The 21,284-nt window shown below is 58.9% G+C and carries 18 protein-coding genes and 1 pseudogene; 14 read left to right on the top strand and 5 right to left on the bottom strand.

Annotation, left to right across the window (positions count from 1 at the left end; translation table 11 throughout):
* Positions 1-51 precede the first annotated feature (51 nt).
* Complete coding sequence (locus ACIQV9_RS13215) at positions 52-936, top strand: LysR family transcriptional regulator (protein ID WP_403101820.1); 885 nt, start codon at positions 52-54, stop codon at positions 934-936.
* A gap of 117 nt (positions 937-1,053) precedes the next feature.
* Here ACIQV9_RS13215 and ACIQV9_RS13210 read toward each other — a convergent pair whose 3' ends face one another.
* On the bottom strand, positions 1,054-1,932 hold the full coding sequence (locus tag ACIQV9_RS13210; RefSeq protein WP_403101817.1) for a LysR family transcriptional regulator: 879 nt from the start codon (positions 1,930-1,932) through the stop codon (positions 1,054-1,056).
* Positions 1,933-2,033: 101 nt separating this feature from the next.
* Here ACIQV9_RS13210 and ACIQV9_RS13205 point away from each other — a divergent pair, with 101 nt between their 5' ends.
* Positions 2,034-3,425, top strand: coding sequence for an aldehyde dehydrogenase family protein (locus tag ACIQV9_RS13205; protein WP_403101815.1), 1,392 nt, complete (start codon positions 2,034-2,036; stop codon positions 3,423-3,425).
* A 44-nt stretch (positions 3,426-3,469) separates the two neighbouring features.
* Here the strand turns inward: ACIQV9_RS13205 and ACIQV9_RS13200 are convergent, their stop codons facing one another.
* The 3 genes from ACIQV9_RS13200 to ACIQV9_RS13190 form a co-directional block, all read right to left on the bottom strand.
* Positions 3,470-3,841: a nuclear transport factor 2 family protein gene (locus tag ACIQV9_RS13200; RefSeq protein WP_403101812.1), complete on the bottom strand. Its 372-nt coding sequence runs from the start codon at positions 3,839-3,841 to the stop codon at positions 3,470-3,472.
* An 88-nt stretch (positions 3,842-3,929) separates the two neighbouring features.
* Positions 3,930-4,874, bottom strand: coding sequence for an aldo/keto reductase (locus ACIQV9_RS13195; RefSeq protein ID WP_403101809.1), 945 nt, complete (start codon positions 4,872-4,874; stop codon positions 3,930-3,932).
* Complete coding sequence (locus tag ACIQV9_RS13190; protein ID WP_403101807.1) at positions 4,861-6,147, bottom strand: NTP/NDP exchange transporter; 1,287 nt, start codon at positions 6,145-6,147, stop codon at positions 4,861-4,863. Before ACIQV9_RS13190 ends, ACIQV9_RS13195 begins: the two co-directional genes overlap by 14 nt.
* Positions 6,148-6,271: 124 nt before the next feature.
* Here ACIQV9_RS13190 and ACIQV9_RS13185 point away from each other — a divergent pair, with 124 nt between their 5' ends.
* Together ACIQV9_RS13185 and ACIQV9_RS13180 are read left to right on the top strand one after the other, a co-directional pair.
* The gene (locus ACIQV9_RS13185) at positions 6,272-7,036 is read left to right on the top strand and encodes an alpha/beta hydrolase (protein ID WP_403101805.1); all 765 of its coding nucleotides are present in this window, start codon (positions 6,272-6,274) and stop codon (positions 7,034-7,036) included.
* Between the two features lie 319 nt (positions 7,037-7,355).
* A pseudogene (locus tag ACIQV9_RS13180) lies at positions 7,356-7,921 on the top strand (bestrophin family ion channel).
* A 9-nt stretch (positions 7,922-7,930) separates the two neighbouring features.
* On the opposite strand, the gene ACIQV9_RS13175 reads toward ACIQV9_RS13180, so the two are convergent.
* Positions 7,931-8,908, bottom strand: coding sequence for an NAD-dependent epimerase (locus ACIQV9_RS13175; protein WP_403101803.1), 978 nt, complete (start codon positions 8,906-8,908; stop codon positions 7,931-7,933).
* A 611-nt stretch (positions 8,909-9,519) separates the two neighbouring features.
* Here ACIQV9_RS13175 and rfaH point away from each other — a divergent pair.
* From rfaH to ACIQV9_RS13125, 10 genes are all read left to right on the top strand, one after another.
* On the top strand, positions 9,520-10,056 hold the full coding sequence (rfaH, locus tag ACIQV9_RS13170) for a transcription/translation regulatory transformer protein RfaH (RefSeq protein WP_403101801.1): 537 nt from the start codon (positions 9,520-9,522) through the stop codon (positions 10,054-10,056).
* 27 nt (positions 10,057-10,083) lie between these two features.
* Complete coding sequence (locus tag ACIQV9_RS13165) at positions 10,084-11,244, top strand: outer membrane beta-barrel protein (protein ID WP_403101798.1); 1,161 nt, start codon at positions 10,084-10,086, stop codon at positions 11,242-11,244.
* 12 nt (positions 11,245-11,256) lie between these two features.
* Positions 11,257-11,790: a polysaccharide biosynthesis/export family protein gene (locus tag ACIQV9_RS13160; protein WP_403101796.1), complete on the top strand. Its 534-nt coding sequence runs from the start codon at positions 11,257-11,259 to the stop codon at positions 11,788-11,790.
* Positions 11,791-11,792: 2 nt separating this feature from the next.
* Positions 11,793-14,108 carry a GumC family protein gene (locus tag ACIQV9_RS13155; RefSeq protein ID WP_403101794.1) on the top strand — a complete coding sequence of 772 codons (2,316 nt, stop codon included), beginning with the start codon at positions 11,793-11,795 and terminating at the stop codon, positions 14,106-14,108.
* Positions 14,109-14,265: 157 nt separating this feature from the next.
* Entirely contained in the window at positions 14,266-15,657 is a 1,392-nt protein-coding gene (locus tag ACIQV9_RS13150; RefSeq protein ID WP_403101792.1) for an undecaprenyl-phosphate glucose phosphotransferase, read from the top strand.
* A 47-nt stretch (positions 15,658-15,704) separates the two neighbouring features.
* A complete protein-coding gene (locus ACIQV9_RS13145; RefSeq protein WP_403101790.1) occupies positions 15,705-17,045 on the top strand; it encodes a UDP-glucose dehydrogenase family protein in 1,341 nt (446 codons plus the stop codon).
* Positions 17,046-17,058: 13 nt separating this feature from the next.
* Complete coding sequence (locus ACIQV9_RS13140; protein ID WP_403101787.1) at positions 17,059-17,763, top strand: WecB/TagA/CpsF family glycosyltransferase; 705 nt, start codon at positions 17,059-17,061, stop codon at positions 17,761-17,763.
* A 2-nt stretch (positions 17,764-17,765) separates the two neighbouring features.
* Positions 17,766-18,848, top strand: a complete 1,083-nt coding sequence (locus ACIQV9_RS13135) for a glycosyltransferase (RefSeq protein WP_403101785.1) — start codon at positions 17,766-17,768, stop codon at positions 18,846-18,848.
* On the top strand, positions 18,845-19,957 hold the full coding sequence (locus tag ACIQV9_RS13130; protein ID WP_403101783.1) for a glycosyltransferase: 1,113 nt from the start codon (positions 18,845-18,847) through the stop codon (positions 19,955-19,957). The genes ACIQV9_RS13135 and ACIQV9_RS13130 overlap by 4 nt, the downstream gene beginning before the upstream one ends.
* Positions 19,954-21,267 carry an O-antigen ligase family protein gene (locus ACIQV9_RS13125; RefSeq protein WP_403101781.1) on the top strand — a complete coding sequence of 438 codons (1,314 nt, stop codon included), beginning with the start codon at positions 19,954-19,956 and terminating at the stop codon, positions 21,265-21,267. The genes ACIQV9_RS13130 and ACIQV9_RS13125 overlap by 4 nt, the downstream gene beginning before the upstream one ends.
* Positions 21,268-21,284 lie beyond the last annotated feature (17 nt).

The raw sequence follows: 21,284 nt of genomic DNA, 5'->3' as shown, positions 1-21,284 counted from the left end.
CTTCGGTGCTACAACCAACGTTATTAACTCATTGAGCCATTCATAAAACGCATGGATAAAATTCGCCACGTCCCTTCGCTCCACGCCCTGCAGGCGCTGGTGGAAGTTGCTGATTCGGGCAGCTTCACCCAAGCGGCGCATAAGCTCTGCCTGACCCAAAGCGCCGTCAGCCGGCAAATACAGCAGTTGGAAAGTCACTTCGGCGTGCCGATGTTCGTCAGGAGCAGCCGCAGCATTCGCCTGACACCGGAGGGCGAACAGGTATTGGCCAGCGCGCGCAATATCCTTGAACAACTGAAAACCCTTGAGGATCGGCTGTCGCCACAACAACGCCCGTTTCGCATCCGCATGCATGTATCGCTCGCGGTGCGCTGGTTACTGCCGAAACTGAGCGATTTCTATCGCTGTCACCCGGACATTTCCCTGTCGATCAAAACCGTGGCAACCGAGATCGTCGAACCGGCCAGCGACAGCGACGCCTACATCCTCTACCTACCCGAACCGTCCAGCGATCCCGCGTGCATGACCCTGTTCGAGGAAGCGCTGGTGCCGGTGTGTGCGCCCGCTCTGGCCAGCGCAACCCGGCCGCTGGCGTCGGTGGAGGATCTGGTGCGCTTCCCGCTGCTGCATCGTTCGGCCGACCAACAAGCCTGGATCGAATGGCTGGCGGCCAATGACGACAAGCCACTGGGAGACTATCGGCACATTCCCTTCAACCTCGACGAACTGGCGCTCGATGCTGCGGCGCGAGGGCTTGGGGTGGCGGTGACCGACCTGACCCTGGCGCAGGAATCGATCGATCGCGGGGTGCTGGTCGTTCCATTCGGCAGCCCGTTGAAGACCCAAGGCGTCTATTCGCTGTGCCTGCAACCATCGGCGACGACGCATCCGGCTTGCGCGCTGGTCATGCAATGGTTTGCCGCTCAGGCCGAATGACGCACGTATGGAGACCAATGTGGGAGCCAGCCTGCTGGCGATGAGGGTGTGTCAGTCAAAGAATTCATGACTGTCAGACCGCTATCGCGAGCAGGCTCGCTCCTACAGGGATTTGCGTCAGGCTTCTTGTTGCACCACACCGCGCTCTTCGAGCAAGCGCACAAACATGGTCAGGCTCTGCGACACCGTCCCTCTGCGCCACACCAGCCAGGTACACAAATACCGGAAGGATTGCGACAACGGCCAGACGCTTACGGTGGTGCAGCCCGGCATGCTCTCGAGCATGCTGCGTGGCATCAACGCCAGGCCGGCACCGGCGCTGACGCAGGCCAGCATGCCGTGATAGGACTCCATTTCGAAAATTTTGCCGGGCACCGCCGCGTCCTTGCTGAACCAGCTTTCGAAGTGGTGGCGGTAGGAGCAATTGGAACGGAACGCATAGATATTTTCGCCATTGACCTCCCGCGCGCGGTGGATCGGGGCATGGTGGAGCGGCGCGATCAATACCATTTCTTCCTCGAACGCCGGCACCCCTTCCAGTGCCGGGTGCAACACCGGTCCGTCGACAAACGCGGCGGCCAGTCGGCCCGACAGCACGCCGTCGATCATGGTCCCGGACGGTCCGGTGGACAGGTCCAGCTCGACCTTGGCGTGCTTCTGGTTATAGGCGGCCAGCAGCTCGGGAATGCGCACCGCCGCCGTGCTTTCCAGCGACCCCAACGCGAAGGTGCCCTGGGGTTCTTCACCGGCCACGGTCGCCCGGGCTTCCTGCACCAGGTCGAGAATGCGCCGGGCGTAATCGAGAAAACTCCAGCCGGCCGGCGACAGGCGCAGGCGGCTTTTCTCGCGAATAAACAGGTCCACGCCCAGGTCCTGCTCCAATTGTTTGATCCGCGTCGTCAGGTTCGATGGCACCCGATGGATGTGCTGGGCCGCCACGCTGATGCTGCCGTGCTCGGCCACTGCCTTGAAAATTTCCAGCTGAACCAGATCCACAGTCATTCTCCAAACGTGAACGATATGCTCAGCATTATTCAGTTTCCAGAAAACAAACGCCACCGTAACCTGAGCGCATTCCCACCTAGCAGGACAGTGCCATGACCAATGTTTCCAGCCTCACCCACGCGATTTCGATCAACCCCGCCACTGGCGAGCAGATCGGCCACTACCCGTTTGAATCCGATTCGGCGCTGCAGGCTGCACTGTCCCGTGCCGCTGCCGGGTTCCGCGTCTGGCGCAGCACAGCGGTTGCGCAACGCTCACAACTGTTGACCGCCCTGGCCCGGGCTTTACGCGACAACGCTGCCGCGATGGCGAACATGATCACCCTGGAAATGGGCAAGCCAATCACCCAGGCACGCGGTGAAATCGAAAAGTGTGCGCAGCTCTGCGAGTGGTACGCCGAACATGGCCCGGCCATGCTGACTGCCGAGCCGACCCTGGTTGAAGGTGGCAAGGCACGCATTGAATATCGTCCGCTCGGCCCGATTCTCGCGGTGATGCCATGGAACTTCCCGATCTGGCAGGTCCTGCGTGGCGCCGTTCCCGCGCTGATTGCCGGCAACACCTACGTGCTCAAACACGCACCAAACGTGATGGGCAGCGCTTACCTGCTGCGGGAAGCCTTTAAGCAAGCCGACTTCCCTGAAGGCGTGTTCGAGGTCATCAACGTCACGCCGGAGGGCGTTTCCACAGCCATCGCTGATCCGCGCATCGCCGCAGTGACCCTCACCGGCAGCGTGCGCGCCGGCATGGCCATCGGCGCGCAGGCCGGTGCCGCATTGAAGAAATGCGTACTGGAACTGGGCGGTTCCGATCCGTTCATCGTGCTCGACGATGCCGACCTCGACGAAGCGGTCAAAGCCGCCGTGATCGGTCGTTATCAAAATACCGGGCAAGTCTGCGCAGCCGCGAAACGCTTGATTGTCGAGCAAGGCATCGTCGAAGCATTCACGCGCAAGTTCGTCGAGGCCACACGCAAACTGGTGGTCGGCGATCCACTGGCGGCTGACACATACATTGGCCCGATGGCGCGCTTTGATCTGCGTGACGAACTGGATCAACAGGTGCGTGACACCTTGGAAGAAGGCGCGACGTTGTTGCTGGGCGGCAAGAAGGCTGAAGGCCCAGGCAACTTCTACGAGCTGACTGTTTTCGGTGATGTCACCGACCAGATGACCTCGTTCAAGCAGGAACTGTTTGGCCCGGTGGCCTCGATCATCACCGCACGCGATGCAGCCCATGCGCTGGAATTGGCCAATGACAGCGAGTTCGGGCTCGCCGCGACGATCTACACCGGCAACGTCGAACGTGCCCAGCAGATGGCCGGCGAACTGGAAACCGGTGGCGTGTTCATCAACGGCTACTGCGCCAGCGACCCGCGCGTCACCTTTGGCGGCGTGAAGAAAAGCGGGTTTGGCCGCGAGCTGTCGCACTTCGGCGTACGTGAGTTCTGCAACGCGCAGACCGTGTGGCTGGACCGCCGCTGATCGCCTCCAGTGGCCCGGGAGTCTTTCAACTCCCGGGCCACGCTTTACTCGTTCAAAAAATACACCTTGTTCACAATCATCCAGCGTTCATTGATTTTCAGAAACGACAGATAATCCGTGAACCGCATGCCGACGTAATCATCAATGACTTTCACGGCGGCGGCGTCACCCGTTATGTCGACGCTAACGATTTGCCAGAACGGTTCGACCTCTTTGGCCGCCGGGCCTTCGGCCTTGATCGCGCTGATAAAGTCCTCCAGCGATAACCATTCCAGCTTTTGTTGAAAGTGACCGATGATGCGACAAGCGGGATGAAAAGCCTGTCGCAACAACGCTTCGTCCGCGAAAACCATGCCCTCCACGTAGTGGCGCACCACAACGCTGATGTGTTCCTTGTCCATCGATTGAGCCGTCATGTCATACCTCCAACTGACTCATCCCACCTGAAAAGTCTAGCACTGCGCCCCGGACATTCTCCGGCGGTGGACAGAGTGATGAGGGCGCCTAACCGACGATATCGATCAACTGCTCGCGCTGCGCACCGGTCAGCATCGGCCCGAAACCGGCGCCGGCGTTGTCCGCCATGTAGCGCGGGTTGCCGGTGCCAGGGATTACGCAGGTCACCGCTGAATGCGACAGCAGGAACTTCAGCGCCATTTGCGCCCAGCTGTTGACCCTCACGTCCGCCGCCCAGCGCGGCAAGGATTTGTCCTTCAAGCGCGTGAGCAGGTTGCCGCCGCCGAACGGCCGATTGCAGATCACCGCCACCCCGCGTTCACGACACAGCGGCAGGATGCGTTTCTCGACGCCACGATCATCCAATGCATAGTTGATCTGCAAGAAATCCAACGGCTCGGCCTTGAGCACTGCTTCGACCTCGTCATACGCCGACGCCGTGTAATGGGTGATGCCGATGTAGCGGATGCGCCCTTCTTCCTTCCATTTACGCAAGGTCGGCAAATGGGTTTGCCAGTCCAGCAGGTTGTGGATCTGCATCAGATCGATGCGATCGGTTTGCAGCAACTTGAAGGACTGCTCCATTTGCGCGATGCCCTCTTCACGGCCCTGGGTCCAGACTTTGGTGGCCAGGAAGGCCGGTGAACGCGGCTCATGAATTGACAGCAATTCACCGGTCGTCTCTTCCGCCCGGCCGTACATCGGCGAGCTGTCGATCACCGTCCCGCCCTTCTCGAACAACGCACGCAGAACCGCAGGCAACTGCTTATAGGCAGGGCTCGATGGCTCGACATCAAACCCGCGATAGGTGCCCAACCCGACGATGGGCAATGGTTCGGAACTGGAAGGAATGGCGCGGGTCAGCATGGTCTTGCCTCCTGTTTCCTTCGACGGCGTGGTTGCAGCAAAGGCTGGGCCGAAGGTGAAAACCGCCGAAGCAGCGGCAGCCAGCGTGAGTATTTGGCGACGCGTGTATTCATCAGTGTGGCTCATGGAATGGCCCTTCCACCTTTTTGCTTTCAGCCCTTTGTCCCTGGCGCCTGGCCAGCCACAGGCATAACCAGCCCCACAGCCCGGCAAACGGCACGATCATCAGCGCCACCAGACCAAAACCGGCGCCCAGAGCCGTCAGACCGACCGACAACCAGCCACTGGCAGCATCTCCACCGCGGTACACCAGGGTTTCGATCACATTCTTGGCCTTGTACTTTTCCTCGCGGCTCACCACGGTCCACAACACTTCGCGCGCCGGCCGCACGATGGCGAACTCGACCGCACGACGCAGCCCCTGCGCCAGAGCGACGGTGGCGGGCACGGGCGTCAGGGCCATGGCGGTAAACGCCACAATCGTCGCCAGAGGCAACGCCACCAGCGCCCCGCCGACACCGACCAGACGAATCAACGGCGCGGTCAGCAGCAGTTGAAAGATTAAGGTCAGCGCCGACACGATCAAATCGACCACGGCGAAGAATTGCGTCCGGCTGGCCACATCAGCATAGCTACCCGCCACAATCCGTCCCTGCTCGAAATACAACAAGGTTGCGGCGCTGGTGTGCAGCAGCATGAACAACACCAGCCCCAGCAGATAAGGCGAACACACAATCAACGTGATCCCGGCCAGTATGCTGCCGCCCATGCGTCGATCATCCAGCAAGCGGCTACCGGACTGCGATTGGGTCCGGGAGAGCAGCGCCCGATAGCAGCGCACCGCGACTTCCAGCAGCAGCGCCGCCGCGACGGTCAACGCCACCGGGCCCAATCGCGTGGCCATGGTCGCGGCCAGCAACGGCCCGATGAACGTGCCCAGGGTGCCACCCGCCGCGATGAACCCGAACAGCCGCCGTCCTTGTTCGCTGGAAAACCGGTCGACCAGCACGCTCCAGAAAATGCTGACGATGAACAGGTTGTAAATGCTGATCCAGACAAAAAACACCCGCCCGACGGCGACCGGCGCGATGTGATTGGCGATCAACACACCAAACACCAGCATCGACGCGGCGATCACGCGATAGATCAGCGGCACGAAACGCGTCGCCGGCAACCGCGACGCCAGCGCGCCAAACACCGGGACCATCAACAGCATCACCACGAAGGTCGCCGTGAACAGCCACTGCAATTTGTCGGCTCCGCCCTCAAGACCCAAGGCATCGCGCAACGGTCGCACCAGGTAATAACTGGCCAGCACGCAGAAATGGAACGAGAACCCCAGCATCAGGGCGGTTCTTTCGCCGGGTTGCACGTTGAGCCACTTTGCAGCGATGGGCATGGGCGCCCTCCTCTGTAGCCGGGCTCGGTGTGCCCCGCTACCGATGAACTAAACTCTGGCTCCGATCCAGTGGATTGGGTTCTTCAGCCCAGAGCCGTCAATGTCGCCCACTAAAGTTAGCCGAATGCCACGAACCCTGGTGTTAATCGTCGTCATCCTTGCCGCGTTGTACCTGGCGCTCTGTGCGGCGCTGTTCGTGTTTCAGCGCGCGTTGATCTACTTCCCGCAGCCCAGCGCCATCGAGACACCCGAAACGCTGCTCAAGCTGACGGTAGACGATGCGGACGTGCGGGTGTCGGTCAGGCCCCACGACGGGCCGAAGGCGTTGATCTATTTCGGCGGCAATGCCGAGGATGTCTCTCGCAACCTGCCCGGGTTCGCCCAGGCTTTCCCGGACCATGCGATCTATTTGCTGCACTATCGAGGTTTCGGGGGAAGCTCGGGCTCGCCGTCGGAGGAGTCGATTCAGCGCGATGCCATGACCTTGTTTGACAAGGTCTACGACACTCATCCGCACATCGCCGTGGTCGGACGCAGCCTCGGTTCGGGCGTCGCCGTGCGCCTCGCCAGCCAGCGCCCGGCCTCCAGCCTGATTCTGATCACGCCCTACAACAGCCTGGAAGACCTCGCCGTGCGCCAGTTCCCGTGGTTTCCGGTGAAGTGGTTGCTACAGGAGCGCTTTGAATCATGGAAGTACGCGGCGCACATCACGATACCGACGCTGCTGATCGCGGCGGAGCACGACGAAGTCATACCGCGTTCAAGCACCGAGCAGCTCTACACGCATTTCGCCAAAGGCGTGGCCACACTGCGGGTCATACCGGGGGTGGGCCATAATTCCATTTCCGAGAGCCCGGAATACCTCAAGCTGTTGGGCGCTGCGCTGTGAACAACCCCACACCGCGAGGCTGCGCTCCGGCCCTGTGGCGAGGGGGCTTGCCCCCGTTGGGCTGCGAAGCAGTCGCAGATCGGCAAAAGCGATTTGCCTGATAAAACACGGTGCCTGGGTTGGGACTGCTGCGCAGTCCAACGGGGGCAAGCCCCCTCGCCACAGGAGACAAACGCAGCCTCGCAGGTTCTGCAGCTGCTACACAGTACGAGAGGGAGTGAGTCATAGAGACCATCGATCACTTGGTCATCAACAGTGATTGGACGGATTGCCCGCACGCTCTTTAGCCTGCGCCCGTTTTCTCCATAGGCGGAACACCATGATCGTCAGAACAAAACCGACTTTCCTCAACATAGCGAGTGCGATCAAGGGCTCAATCGCGAAAAAGATCGCCCTGCGCTGCCTGATGGTGACACTGCTCGCTTCGGGCATCGTGCTCGTCGAGACATTGCATCCAAGTTACTTCTCCAAGGTCAGCGCGACGCCCTTCACACTGCTGGGTTTGTCCCTGTTTTGCAGCAGGTCGGCCAGCAGCGCTCGACACTCAGCGAGTCCGGGGTGATCAACGAATGGCGCTACACGATCATGAGCAATCACCTGGCGCACCTGACCCAGGCCGTGTGTGAACGCATCAAACACACGCCGCTGCCCTTCGCGATGGCCGAACCGCTGGGATGGCTGACACCGATTTTCACCGCGATTGTCAGCTATATATTTTTCGGTCTGGATGCGATTGGCGATGAACTGGAAGACCCGTTTGGTCGCGACGAAAACGACCTGCCCATCGACGCAATCGTGCACAACATCGAGCGGGAAATTCTTGCAGCGCTGGGAGAAACACAGCTGCCTCCAGCACTCGAAGCGGTGGATTTCGTGTTGGAGTGAAGCAAAGACTCAAACCTCATAGAAGTCGCGATACCACTGCACAAATTGCCTCACGCCCGCTTCAACCTCCACGTGAGGCGAGAAGCCGACCCAGTCTGCCAACGCCGACACATCGGCCCACGTCTTGATGACATCACCCTGTTGCATCGGCAAATAGTTGCGCTGAGCTGTTATGCCCAATACGGTTTCCAGGCATTCGACAAAATCGAGCAACGCGACCGGTTGACCACGCCCGATGTTGAAAATCCGGTTGACGCCATTAGCCTCCTTGTCCGGGACCGGCGGCTTTGGAAGCAACCGGGCGATGCCTTCGACAATGTCGTCGATATAGGTGAAGTCACGCGCCATCTGGCCATGGTTGTAAATATCAATCGGCCGGCCCTTGAGCATCGCTTCGGTGAACGTGAACAGCGCCATGTCAGGACGTCCCCAAGGCCCGAACACGGTAAAGAAACGCAGGCCGCTGGCGCGAAGACCGTAGAGATGGCAGTAGCTGTGAGCAAGCAGTTCATTGGCGCGCTTGCTGGCGGCGTACAGCGAAACCGGTTGATCCACCGGGTCGTCGACGCTGAACGGGAGTTTGCTGTTGGCGCCATACACCGAACTGCTCGACGCATAGATCAGGTGCGCAGGCCGATAGTGTCGGCAGGCTTCCAGCACGTTCAGGAATCCCACCAGATTCGATTGTGCATACACATCCGGGTTATCCAGCGAGTAACGGACCCCCGCTTGCGCCGCCAGATGCACGACCTCGGTGAACTCACTGTCTTTGAATAACGCCATCAAGGACGGTTTATCGACAATATCCATCGCCTGAAAACGGAAACCGTGCAATTCGCTCAGTTGCTTGAGCCGAGCGTGTTTCAATTCCACGCTGTAATAATCGTTGAGGTTGTCGATACCAACAACTTCTCGCCCTTCCAGGCACAATCGTTTGACCGTGTGATACCCGATGAAACCTGCCGCGCCAGTCACGAGAATAGTCATAATGCCGCCCCCCTTGCCTAACTACAGGCAGTTAGTTATAGCGTTGCAATTGCAATGGATCCAGGTTTCATAACAGGCCCCATTATTGGGGAATCGTACCGGATTGTCCTGACCCTGCGACGACTACAAATAGCTAAAAAAGTTTAATCCGCTCGACGGAAAATAAATTGGCTTTAAAAACAATTGGTTGAGCACTACCGAATGCACTATTGGATGGAAGGCATGTTTTTTGACAAGGAACATTTGACAGTTTATCTAGAGTGGGCAATAACTACACAGGTCTGATGAAACAGAATACGAGTGCAGTTTGTTTGTTTATCGCTGCTTCCTCAGGCAACTTCTGAAGTCTTTGTTTTTTGCGGCCCCTTCGCAGGGACCGTGCGGTAGCTTTGTCTTCGGATAACGAATCAAGCCTTATATCCGACAGGCTGTCAGATATAGCGCAAACTCATTATCCTGCTGTTACACCCATGTAACACATTCTGACTCATTATTGACACACACCTTCTCACTTCACCTAAAAACAACAACTCTGTCTCGCTTAAATACTTCTCAGGCCTCAATAGAGCCACTGCCTGCCTAAACTTTCGATATTCACGGAGTTTACCAGCATGCCAGCAATCAATTCCGAACGCTCTAACTGGTACCTTCTACAGTGCAAGCCTCACCAGGATGAACGTGCCCGCCTCAACCTGCTTCAACAAAACTATGTGGTATTTCACCCTCAACTGTTGAGTGAACGCGTGATTCGCGGCAAACAACAGCGAGTGCAGGAATCCCTCTTTCCCGGGTATCTGTTTATCCATCTTGGCGGTAATGACAACTGGGCGCCCATACGCTCCACTCGGGGCGTCAGTCGTTTCGTCGAATTCAATCATGGTCCTGCGACGGTGGCCGAGAACGTCATCGAGCATCTGCGTGCGCGCTGTTTCGAATCCTCGATATCCCACGATGACCCGCCCCTTACGCCCGGCGACCACCTGCAAATAATCCGCGGCCCACTGTCGACACTCGAGGGGATTTTCATCACCTCGCATGGAGCTGAGCGCGTCATGATCCTGATGCAGTTTCTTAATCGGGACCAGGCGATCTGCGTGCCGTTAAATGACCTTGAACGTCAGCACCCCTCGTTTCAACCCAATATCTGACTGATAGCTTATTCCAGGAGCCAGGACATGGCCTTGAACTCACGCTGCCCTTTTGCACTGATCATGGCCTCTCTCTACCCTGGAATGGCCTGGAGTATTGATCCGGCACCTATTGATGTCTACGGGTTCGATTTCACACCCACCTTTCTGTTTTCAGAAAGCTATGACGATAACTTTCGAGAACTGGAGAACAACAAACAGTCCTCGATGATCACGAAGCTGGCGCCCTCCTTCGAACTCAAGGCCGAAGACCGCAACAGCGCCACCCGACTGATCTGGCAGCCCACCCGCTACATTTACCACGACGAGTCGGATGCCTCGAACACCGCACAACGGGTGCGGGCGGACAGCATCATGGAGTTCACCGACCGGCACCGTCTGAAGCTCGAAGCCGAATACCGCAAGTGGGAGCGCACCGAGGACACGGCGGTCGAAGACGTCAACGACAAACTCAACAACAAAAAAGTCGGCGGCCTCTATACCTATGGCGCCAAGAGCGCTGACAACCAGATCGATTTCGGCGCCAGTTACGCGGAACTTCGCTACGACAACGCCGACGGCGTCAATGACGACAAAGAGCGCAATACCACCGCCCTGACCAGTACCTGGTATCACCGCATCGGTAGCAATACCCGTGGCCTGCTCGAGTACGACCACACCAATTTTGACTATCTGGAACCCAACAGCCCGCGTAGCAGCAAATCCAACGCGGTACTTGCCGGTGCCGTCTGGGACGTTACCGCAAAGACCACCGGTAAAGTCCGTGTCGGTTATGAGAAAAAGGACTTCGACAGCAGCGAATCCAAAGACCTCGACAACCCCACGTGGCAAGTGGACTTGCAATGGAAGCCCCGCACTTATTCAACGTTCACCTTTGTGGCCCGCCAGGCCCTTGCCGAGGGCGACGACGGTGCCGATGCCGTCAAGTCCACCTTCACCCAGGTCGGTTGGCGCCATGGCTGGACCGAACGGATCACCACGGTGGCACAAGCCGGGTACGGTCGTTATGTCTACGAAGGCCAAAGCCGCACGGACGACTTACAGGACTACCACCTGGCCATGGTGTACGCGATGCGCCGATGGCTGGATATCGAACTCGGCTATCGGTTCCGCGATAACGACTCCGATGCCGACAACGAAAGTTTTACCCGCAACGTGGTTCAGATCAGTTTTAACGTAAGCCTCTAAGAGGGTTTCGACATGAACTCACATACGCTTGGCTTGTTGTTCGCACTGGCGGTTGTACCCAATACGTATGCAGCAGACCCCGGCACTCAATACAAACTGGCCGCTGGCGATGTCTTGCGCATCATCGTGTTCGGCGAGCCGGAGCTGAGCATTAAAAAAATCCGCCTCAGCGATGCCGGCACATTTTCCTATCCGTTCCTGGGTGAGATTTCCGCAAAGGGACTCACACCCGGCCAGGTCGAAAAGATCATCGTCAACGGGCTTAAACAAGGCTATCTGAACGACCCGAAAGTCAGCTTGAGCCAGATCGAATACCGCTCGTTCTATATCAACGGCGAAGTGAAAAAACCCGGCAGCTATCCCTTCATACCCGGATTGACCCTGGAAAAAGCCATCGCTCTGGGTGGTGGACTGACCGAACGAGCCTCCATCAAACGCGTGACCATCTTGCGCGGTGATGACGGCCCGACCCTCACCGATGAGGTCACACGAAACACCACGATTGCCCCCGGCGACACCATTTCCATTGCACAAGGCTTTTTCTAATCATGGACAACAGCCCTAGCACCTACGTCGAACGTCCTCTGCAAACGCATCTGCATCAGCAGTACAGCGAAGACAAGGACACCATTGATCTTCTAAAACTCTGGAGGGTGATCTGGCGCGCCAAATGGAGCATCGGATGGTTCGTCCTGCTGAGCGGTGTGCTGGCGGCCGTTGTGGTCTCGAACATCACCCCGCAATACATCGGCAGCACCACCTTGCTGTTCAACGATAAAACACCGCCGCTAATGTCCTTCCAGCAAGTCAAGGACTCAGGCAGCAACGCCACTGATTACTTGCAGACACAACAAGCGCTCCTGCAATCGCGGGACCTTGCCGAACGAGCGGTGAAAAAACTCGAGCTGACGACCCACCCGGTCACCGACCCGCGCCAGCAACCGAAGCCATGGTTCACGCCGCGCAAATGGCTGGCCGACCTGGACCTTGATCAATGGATCCCGGGACTGGGCGGCGTGTTGAAGCCGGTGAAAGCTACGCCAAGTGAAGAAGATGTCTTCAATGAGGTCACGCAGAACCTCATGCTGCACACCAGCGTCAAGTTCGTCGGCAAGAGCCAACTGCTCGAAATCGAGGTCGAGCTGCCAGACCCTGTCCTGGCGGCAGCGGCGGCCAACGCGCTGGCCCGTGGCTTTACCGACAGCCAGCTCGACACCAGCGAAAAGTCCTCGCAGACCACCACCGCCTGGATGAACACACGACTGGTCAAGCTGCGCGACAACCTGCGTGTTGCCGAGAAAAAGCTTCAAGGCTATCGGGAGGAGCAAGGCCTGGTGGACGTTGGCGGGGTTGCCACCATCAGCGCCAACGAACTGGAAATGACCGGCAATCGCATGGTCGATGCCCGTCGCAACCGCGCTGAAGCCGAGAGTGAATACCGGCAGGCGAAAGCCCTGAGCAACGGCGACCTGAGCCGACTCTCTAGCGTACCGGCGGTTTTGAGTAACCCGCTGGTCCAGCAATTCCAGGCGGATCGGGCCAAGGCGCAAGCCAAGGTCGATGAACTGTCGGGACGCTATGGTCCGAAACACCCCAGCCTGATTTCCGCACAGTCGGAATTGCGCGCCGCCACCACCAGCCTGCAATTGCAGGTGCAGCAGGTCGTCGCCGGGATCGAACGCCAATACCAGCTGGCCTCGGCCAGTGAAGCTTCGCTGCGCCAATCCTTCAACAGCAACAAGGCGCAGATCCAGGACATCGCCCGCAAGGAATTCCAGTTGCGCGAGTTCCAACGTGAAGTCGACAGCACCCGCGCACTGTATGAAACCTTCGTCACCCGCTTGAAGGAAACCGCGGCCACCGCCGACATGGACTCCACCAAAGTGCGCATTGTCGACCCGGCGATTGTGCCTGTGGAAGCGAGCAAGCCCCGTAAAACATTGATTGTGGGGATCGTCGGGTTAGTGGCAGCGGTGATCGGTGTCGCGTTGGCGCTGCTCTTCGACAGCCTGAGCAACACCTTTAAAACCGACGAAACGATTGAAAGCACGCTTAACATTCCTCTGCTCAGCGTGGTGCCGTTGGTGATGAAGAAAAGTCGTCGGCAACTGGCGCGCTTGTTCGAAGACAACGACAACCCGCGCTTTTCCGAGACCATTCGTAATCTGCGCACCTGGCTGATGTTGCAAAGCAGTGAAATGCCGTCGCAGGTGGTACTCGTGACATCGACCGTCGCCGGTGAGGGTAAAAGCACCATTGCCACCAACCTGGCCAGTTCGCTCACTTCGCTGGAGCGAGTGTTGCTGATCGATGCTGACATGCGCCAGCCAACCCTTTCGCTGAACTTCGATTTTCCGCCTGACAGCCCGGGGCTGGCCAATGTCATTGCGGGCACCGCCAGGCTTGAAGACTGCATCGTTTCGGTGGGCAATCTGGACATGCTCCCGGCCGGTATGGTCATGCCCCTTTCGCGGGATCTGTTCAGCGCGCCGCGCCTGCCTTCCCCCGCCGAATCGCTTAACCCGTCACGCCAGCCTCCGCCGCAGGATCTGCTCAGCTCGCCGCGCATGGCGCGCATGCTTGAGGCGCTGAAGTCGCGTTACCGCCACATCATTATCGACTCACCGCCTGCGGAAATGATCAGCGATGCACTGTTGCTGGCCCAGCATTCGGATGCGGTGATCTATGTGGTCAAGGCCGACAGCACGCCGATCAGTCAGGTGCAGAGGGGCATTGCCATGTTGCAGCAGAGCCATGTGCCGGTATTTGGCACCGTGCTCAACCAGGTAGACCTGCGCAAGGCGCGCAAGTACGGCTACCACCATTCCAAGACGTTTTATAACTACGACTTCGCCCCCCGGTAACGGCCGACGTCCGAGCCTGTCGTTACCCCTTTTTCTGCCAACACAACACAACACAACACATCGCTTCACCTCTGCCGAGCTACGGAAAAGCCTGCGGGAGCCACGCCGTGCGCGTCCATCAGCGCTGATGCATTAATTCTGCCTTGAGGTTAAGCCCATGACTCCTCTCTATACCGCTCACATGACACACCGCCGAGGCCTGACGTTCTGGGGGCAGTGGTTGTGTGCGCTGACGCTGGCGACTTCACTGCTGATGCTGCTCGTGTATTGGCGCGTTGGCAGCCTGACCAGCGAATACCGCATCCTGATGATTCTGACGGTGCTCGGCTCGGTGCCGATCTACAGCGTGATGCAGGTTTACCACAAGCGTCATGGCCTGGTGGTCGGGCTCGGCCGCTTACTGGCCGGCTGGTTGATCCTGCTAGCCGTTCTGGCGGCTATTGCCTTCATTACCCAGACCAGCGCGATTTACTCGCGCCAGGTCATCGTGGTCTGGGCGGTGCTGGGTTTCCTCGTCCAGGCGATGAGTTTTCTGCCACTGCATTACTTCGCCCGACTGCACTCGCGGATGGTCTGTAACGAGCGTCGTTCAGTGATCATCGGAACCTGCCCGACCGCCCATGAGCTGGCGAAAAAACTCTCCAGACCGAACCGCGCGCTGGCACTGGGGTTCATCGCCGCAGCCGATGACAGCGGCCCGGCCCCCAGCATTCTGCCGCTGCTCGGCCACGTTGACGCCATCCGCGAAATCATCACGCGCCTGGAGGTACGCCGCGTCTACATTGTCCTGACGATGGCGCATGCCGCCACCATCGAAGCGCTGTACATCGACCTGCTGGACATGAATGTCGATGTGGTGTGGATCCCGGATTTCGGCAGCATGGTATTGCTCAACCATTCGATCTCGGAAATCGAGCGAATGCCTGCGATTTACCTCAACGAGAGCCTGATCAGCTCGCACCCCGCCAGCCTGTTCTGCAAGGACCTGTTCGAACGCAGCCTGGCCGCCGTGGCCATTATTGTGCTCAGTCCGTTGCTGTTGGTGGTGGCGGTCATCGTCAAGCTGACCTCCGCAGGCCCTGTGCTGTTCAAACAGAATCGTCACGGTTGCAACGGTGAAGTGATCAAGGTCTGGAAGTTTCGCTCGATGCACGTCCATGACGATCTCGACGTGCATCAGGCCACCCGTGACGATGACCGCGTCACACCGTTTGGCCGCTTCCTGCGCCGCAGTTCCATCGACGAACTGCCACAACTGTTCAACGTATTGTTCGGCCAGATGGCCCTGGTCGGGCCTCGCCCGCATGCCGTCACCCACAACGTTTACTACACCGGCAAGGTTCACGCCTACATGGCCCGGCATCGCCTCAAGCCGGGCATCACCGGGTTGGCCCAAGTGACCGGCCATCGAGGCGAAACCGAGACGGTGGAAAAGATGCAGCTACGCGTCGCCCAGGACCTCAACTACATCAACCAATGGTCGCTCTGGCTCGACATCAAAATCCTCATCAAGACCCCCTTCACGTTGTTCTCGAAAAACATCTACTGACCCCTGCCCCCTCGTTGATCACTGTCACGCCGACCCGAGGTTTGATCATGAATGTGAGCGTATTTGGTATTGGTTACGTGGGCCTTGTCCAAGGCGCCGCACTGGCAGAGGTCGGGCACAGCGTGCTCTGCGTCGATATCGACGCTGCCAAGGTAGAGGCCCTGAAGGAAGGGACGCTGCCCATTTACGAGCCCGGCCTGAAAAACCTGGTCCGCGACAATTACCACAGTGGGCGACTGCAGTTCGGCACCGACCTGGCGAGCGCCGTTCACCATGGTGATGTGCTGTTGATCGCGGTCGGTACGCCGCCTGACGAAGACGGCTCGGCAGACCTCAGCTATGTGTTGAGCGTGGCACACACCATCGCGCTGAACATGGACCGTCACCACATCATCGTCAACAAATCCACTGTGCCGGTGGGCACCGGCGACCTGGTGCGCGCGTGCATCGAGCAGGTGCTGGCCGACAACGATCGCAGCGACCTGACGTTCGATGTGGTCTCCAATCCGGAGTTTCTCAAGGAAGGCTGCGCGGTCGACGACTGCATGCGCCCGGACCGGATCATCATCGGCACCGACAGCACGCACGCCGAAAGCGTCATGCGGGAACTGTACGAACCGTTCAATCGCAACCGCGAAAAAATCATCGTCATGGATGTTCGCAGCGCCGAACTGACCAAGTACGCCGCCAATTGCATGCTGGCAACCAAGATCAGCTTCATGAACGAAATGGCCTGCCTCGCCGAAAAACTGGGTGCTGATATCGAGCGGGTGCGCCACGGCATCGGCTCCGACCCACGCATCGGTTATCAATTTATCTACCCGGGCCTCGGCTATGGCGGTTCGTGCTTTCCCAAAGACGTGAAGGCCCTGATACATGCCGCCACCCACGTCGACTTTGACGCCCGGCTGCTCAAGGCCGTCGAGGCACGCAACCACGACCAGAAAGCCAGCCTGTACAGCAAGATTTTCAATCACTTTGACGGTGACCTTCGCGGCAAAACCTTTGCCCTGTGGGGGTTGAGTTTCAAACCCAACACCGACGACATGCGCGAAGCCCCCAGCCGGGTATTGATGGAGGCTTTGTGGCAGGCCGGCGCCAGCGTGCAGGCGTTCGACCCCAAAGCCATGGAAGAAGCCCAGCGCATTTACGGTTCGCGTGACGACATGTCCCTGGCCGGCACCAAGGAGGCCGCCCTGAAAAATGCCGACGCGCTGATCATCGTCACCGAGTGGCAATCGTTTCGGGCGCCGGATTTCGACTTGCTGAGTCAGCGGCTCAAGCAACCGCTGATTTTTGACGGACGCAACCTGTTCGATCCGCAGCGTATGAGCACACGCGGCTTCACCTACGTATCCGTGGGCCGAAAGACCCTTCCAGCCCTTTGAGCGGAGCCGCGCCATGATCAGGCTGGAATTAGTCGGGCAATTCTCACCGAAGTTACTGGAGGCCAACCAGGCCTATTCCTTCATCAACTTTGCGTCCATCGGCAGTGTCTTCGAGCAGGCCCCGGGCGCCGTCACTTATTTTTGCGACGGCATGCTGATGTCGACATTCATGTCGCGTGTCACCGGCAGGAGGATCGGACGGGTCAGCTTTGATTTCACGTCCATCGCCGACCTTGTCCTGCGCAGCGCCGAGCAACAGGGTAAGCGTGTTTATTTCGTCGGGGCCCGGCAAACGGAACTGGAACTGTTCGTCAGCAAGATCAAGGCCCTTTACCCGCGGCTGACCCTCGCCGGTTACCACAACGGTTACTTCAATGCGTCCCAGGCCGAGGGCATTCGGGCCGACATCTGCCGCAGCGAAGCGGACATCCTGATCGTGGGCCTGGGTGCCGGACTGCAAGAGCAGTTCGAGCAGGACGCGTTGCGAGCGGGGTTTCGCGGTGTCGCCTTCACCTGTGGCGGGTTCATTCGCCAGGAAGCCCTGGCCACGCACAACTATTACCCGGCGCTGATCAATCGCCTGCATATGCGCGCGTTTTATCGCATGTATCGCGAGCCCCATACGATCAAACGCTACCTCATCGACTACCCGAACAACTTTGTGCACCTGTTGGCGCTCATCGCGTCACGCAAAGTCGCCATCAGCGTTGAGGAATGACCATGCACATTCTGTTTATTCTCAAGGATTTCAAGGCGGGCGGCGGCGTAGAGCGCGTCCAGCAACGGCTGTCCGAGCAGTTTCTCAAGGATGGCCAGCGCGTGAGTTTTTTCGTCATGAACGGTGAGACGCCGGACACTGAAGGCGATCAACGCCACAACAACGGCGGTGGGAGCGGCATCGTCGGCCTGCTCAGGTCGATCGTACTATTGCGCCGGCTCATTCGTCGTGAGGACGTCACCCACCTCATTTCCGCCAAGGAACAGGCCAACATCTGCACCTGGTTCGCAACCTTGGGCAGTGCCTGCAAAGTCATCTATAGCCGGCACATTACGCTTGATTGCACTGAGCAGAAAACCGGCCCTTCAAGCCTGCGCCTGCTCTATGCCTTGTACCTCTGCGGCAGCGGAAAAGTGGTGACGGTCTCCACGGTACTGCGCCAGGCTCTCGTCGACTTACTCCCATGGGGCCAGCAGCGAGTTCGCTATTGCCCCAACGCGGTCATTACCGAACAACTATTTCAAGCCTCACAGGCGCCGCTGCCCGCCGGGTTACCCGGCGACTACTGGTTGGGCCTGGGTCGGCTGGCGGAGCAGAAAGGTTTTCACCTGTTGCTCGATGCTTACGCCCTGGCGTTGCACCGCCAAGCGCTGCCGGATTTGGTGATCGCCGGCGACGGCCCCTTGCGCGACGCACTGACTGCTCAGGCGCATCGCCTGGGCATCGTGCACCGGGTGCACTTTACCGGATTCCTGAGCAACCCCTATCCACTGCTCAGGCATGCACGCCTGTTCATTCTGAGTTCCCTCCATGAAGGCATGCCGACCGTACTGATCGAGGCGTTGGCATTGGGTACGCCCGTGCTGGCATGCGACTGCGAGACAGGCCCCAGAGAACTGCTGGACAACGGCCAGCTTGGCCAACTGGTCAAGGCCAACGACATACCGGCATTGGCCAATGGAATGCTGCGAAGCCTGACATCACGGGATCACGTTGCTCCAAGCGAAAAAATGGTCACCGACGCCATCCGCCCGTACACCAGCCAGCACGCGGCGCAGGCGTATTACCAGGTATGGAACCAATGAAAAAATTGCTGATTATCCTGCATGACCTCAGCGCGGGCGGGGCTGAAAAAATGATGACGCGCCTGGCCGGAGCGCTGGTCGACGCAGGCAATGACGTGACGTTGTTGATGCTTACCGGCGGCGGCATCAATGCGGCGCACCTCGACCCACGCGTCAAAAAGGTTGAATTGCGCAGCCCGCGCAGCTTTCGTGCGGTGCCGGCACTCGCGCGATTTCTTCGCGCCAATCGCTTTGATGCGCAACTGGCGGCCCTCACTCACGTCAACGTGGTGGCGATCGCCGCAGCCGTGCTGTCCGGCACGCTGGCACGGCTGCACGTCAGCGAGCGCAATGCCTTTTCCCATGACAAACACGTTAACCCCGACTTTATGGTGCGGGTTGCGTATCTGGTGGCCCCGCTGCTGTATCGGCTTATTCCCAACCCGGTGATCTGCGTCTCGCGCGGTGTCGCCCAGGACCTGGTCGATACCACCCTTGCGCGCCGTCAGGACGTGACCATTGCCGACAACCCGGTACTCGACAACGACTTCCGCGACAAGACGCCGGGGCTGCCCAGCCACCGCTGGCTGCTGGAAAAGTCCAGCGCGGTGATTGTCGCCGTGGGTCGCCTGGCATCGCAAAAAGGCTTCGACACCTTGATCACAGCGTTCGCCGCGTTGCCGGATAGCAGCGTCCGTTTGATCATTTTTGGTGAAGGCACACTCAGGGTTCGATTACTTGATCAGGCACGCACATTGGGCGTCGCCGATCGCGTCGACCTGCCGGGTTACACCCATGATCCCCTCGCAGAAGTGGCGGCGGCCGATTGCTTTGTGCTGTCGTCACGCTTCGAGGGCAGCCCCAATGCGCTGGTAGAGGCCTTGTCCACGGGCACGCCGGTGGTGGCGACCCGCTGCCCCCATGGTCCCCAGGACATCTTGATCGGCGGCCTGGTTGCGCCGCTCGTCGCCGTCGACGACCCGCTCGCACTGGCGCAGGCGATTGCCCTGCAACTCTCCACACCGCGGAATTTGCAGCGTCATTCCCGCGTTGAGGCGGCCGCCCGCTTCATGAATGCCAGCGCGGTGCAGACCTACCTCGCCGCGATGCTCGGGAGCCCATCATCATGAAACCACTGGAGATTAGATATTCGACGTTACGCGATGGCTTCACCTTGTTCGGCGTGCTGTTTTACATCCAGGTGATCACGTTTGTCCTCGGACTGGGTGGCGCATCCAGCTTCGGCGACATCGGTAAAGACCTCGAAGGCAACGTCGCCAACCAGATCTGCGGCCTCATCACACTGTTGGTGCCCTTGTTCTTCTTCATCCGCAACAAGGTGTTCCTCAGCAAAACCTTTTACCGCAGCAACTTCTTTCTGCTGGTGTTCATGCTCTGTGTCATCGCATCGATCAGTTGGTCCTACGACCCGATACTGAGTTTCAAGCGGTTTATCGCGATGCTCAGCGTGGTATTTTTTGCCGGTTTCATTGCCTATAACTACCCGCTTGAAAAAATCACCTTCATGCTCGGCTGTGCCATCGGCGTGGCGGCGTTGATCGGGTTGATACTCGCCGTGGTCATGCCTGACGTCGCGTTCTTATCCGGAGGTATCCGCGACGGCGCATTCAAGGGGATCTTTACCGAAAAGAACGCCGGCGCACGGCTCAACGCGATCGCCATCCTGCTGTTGCTGCCGATGATCCGCCAAGGCAACCGCTTGGCCCTCTTCTGCTCGTTTTTTTCACTGATCGCCATCCTGCTCGCCCAGTCGGCGACCGGCGTGGCATTGATCGTTTCCGGTACGGTGAGCTACTGGTACTTCCTCACCCTGATCCGCTTACGTATCAACCGCTCGCAGTGGATGTTCTTCGGTTGCACGCTGGTGTTCCTGCTGGTTTGCCTGTTGCTGTACAACCACGTTGCGTGGCTGCTGGAGATCGCCGGTCGCGATCCGTCACTCACTGACCGCACGTTGATCTGGGAGCTGCTCGCGCCGTTTGTCGACCAACAATGGCTCAAGGGTTACGGCTTCGGCGCCTTCTGGGCCAGTCCCGACGCCGATGCTTTCATCAATCGCTGGGGCTACATCGGCAACGCCCACAGCGGCTACATGGAGACCCTGCTCAACGGCGGCGTTATCCAGTTGACTGCGCTGGCGTTGCTGCTGGGCGAAGCGCTGTTCAAACAATACCGCGCCGTGACGGCAAACCAGGCGGCACAGTTTCGCGCCAGCGCCCTGGTGATCATCGGTTTGTTCGTCGTCACTAACTATGTGGCTTACGTAATCCCCAACTACCGCTCCGCCGAGTTTCTGGTGTTTTGCACCCTCGCCCTGTCCTTTCGGCGTCAACACGCGACCTACCCCGAATTATCACCGACAACCCTGCGCCAGCGTCCGTCTGGTGAGGGATTACCGCGCGACCCAGCCCAGGCGTAACAAAAGGAGAAACACCC

The organism is Pseudomonas sp. NPDC099000 (assembly GCF_044759925.1).
Taxonomy (GTDB): Bacteria; Pseudomonadota; Gammaproteobacteria; order Pseudomonadales; family Pseudomonadaceae; genus Aquipseudomonas.
This window is presented reverse-complemented; position numbering and strand designations above follow the sequence as displayed.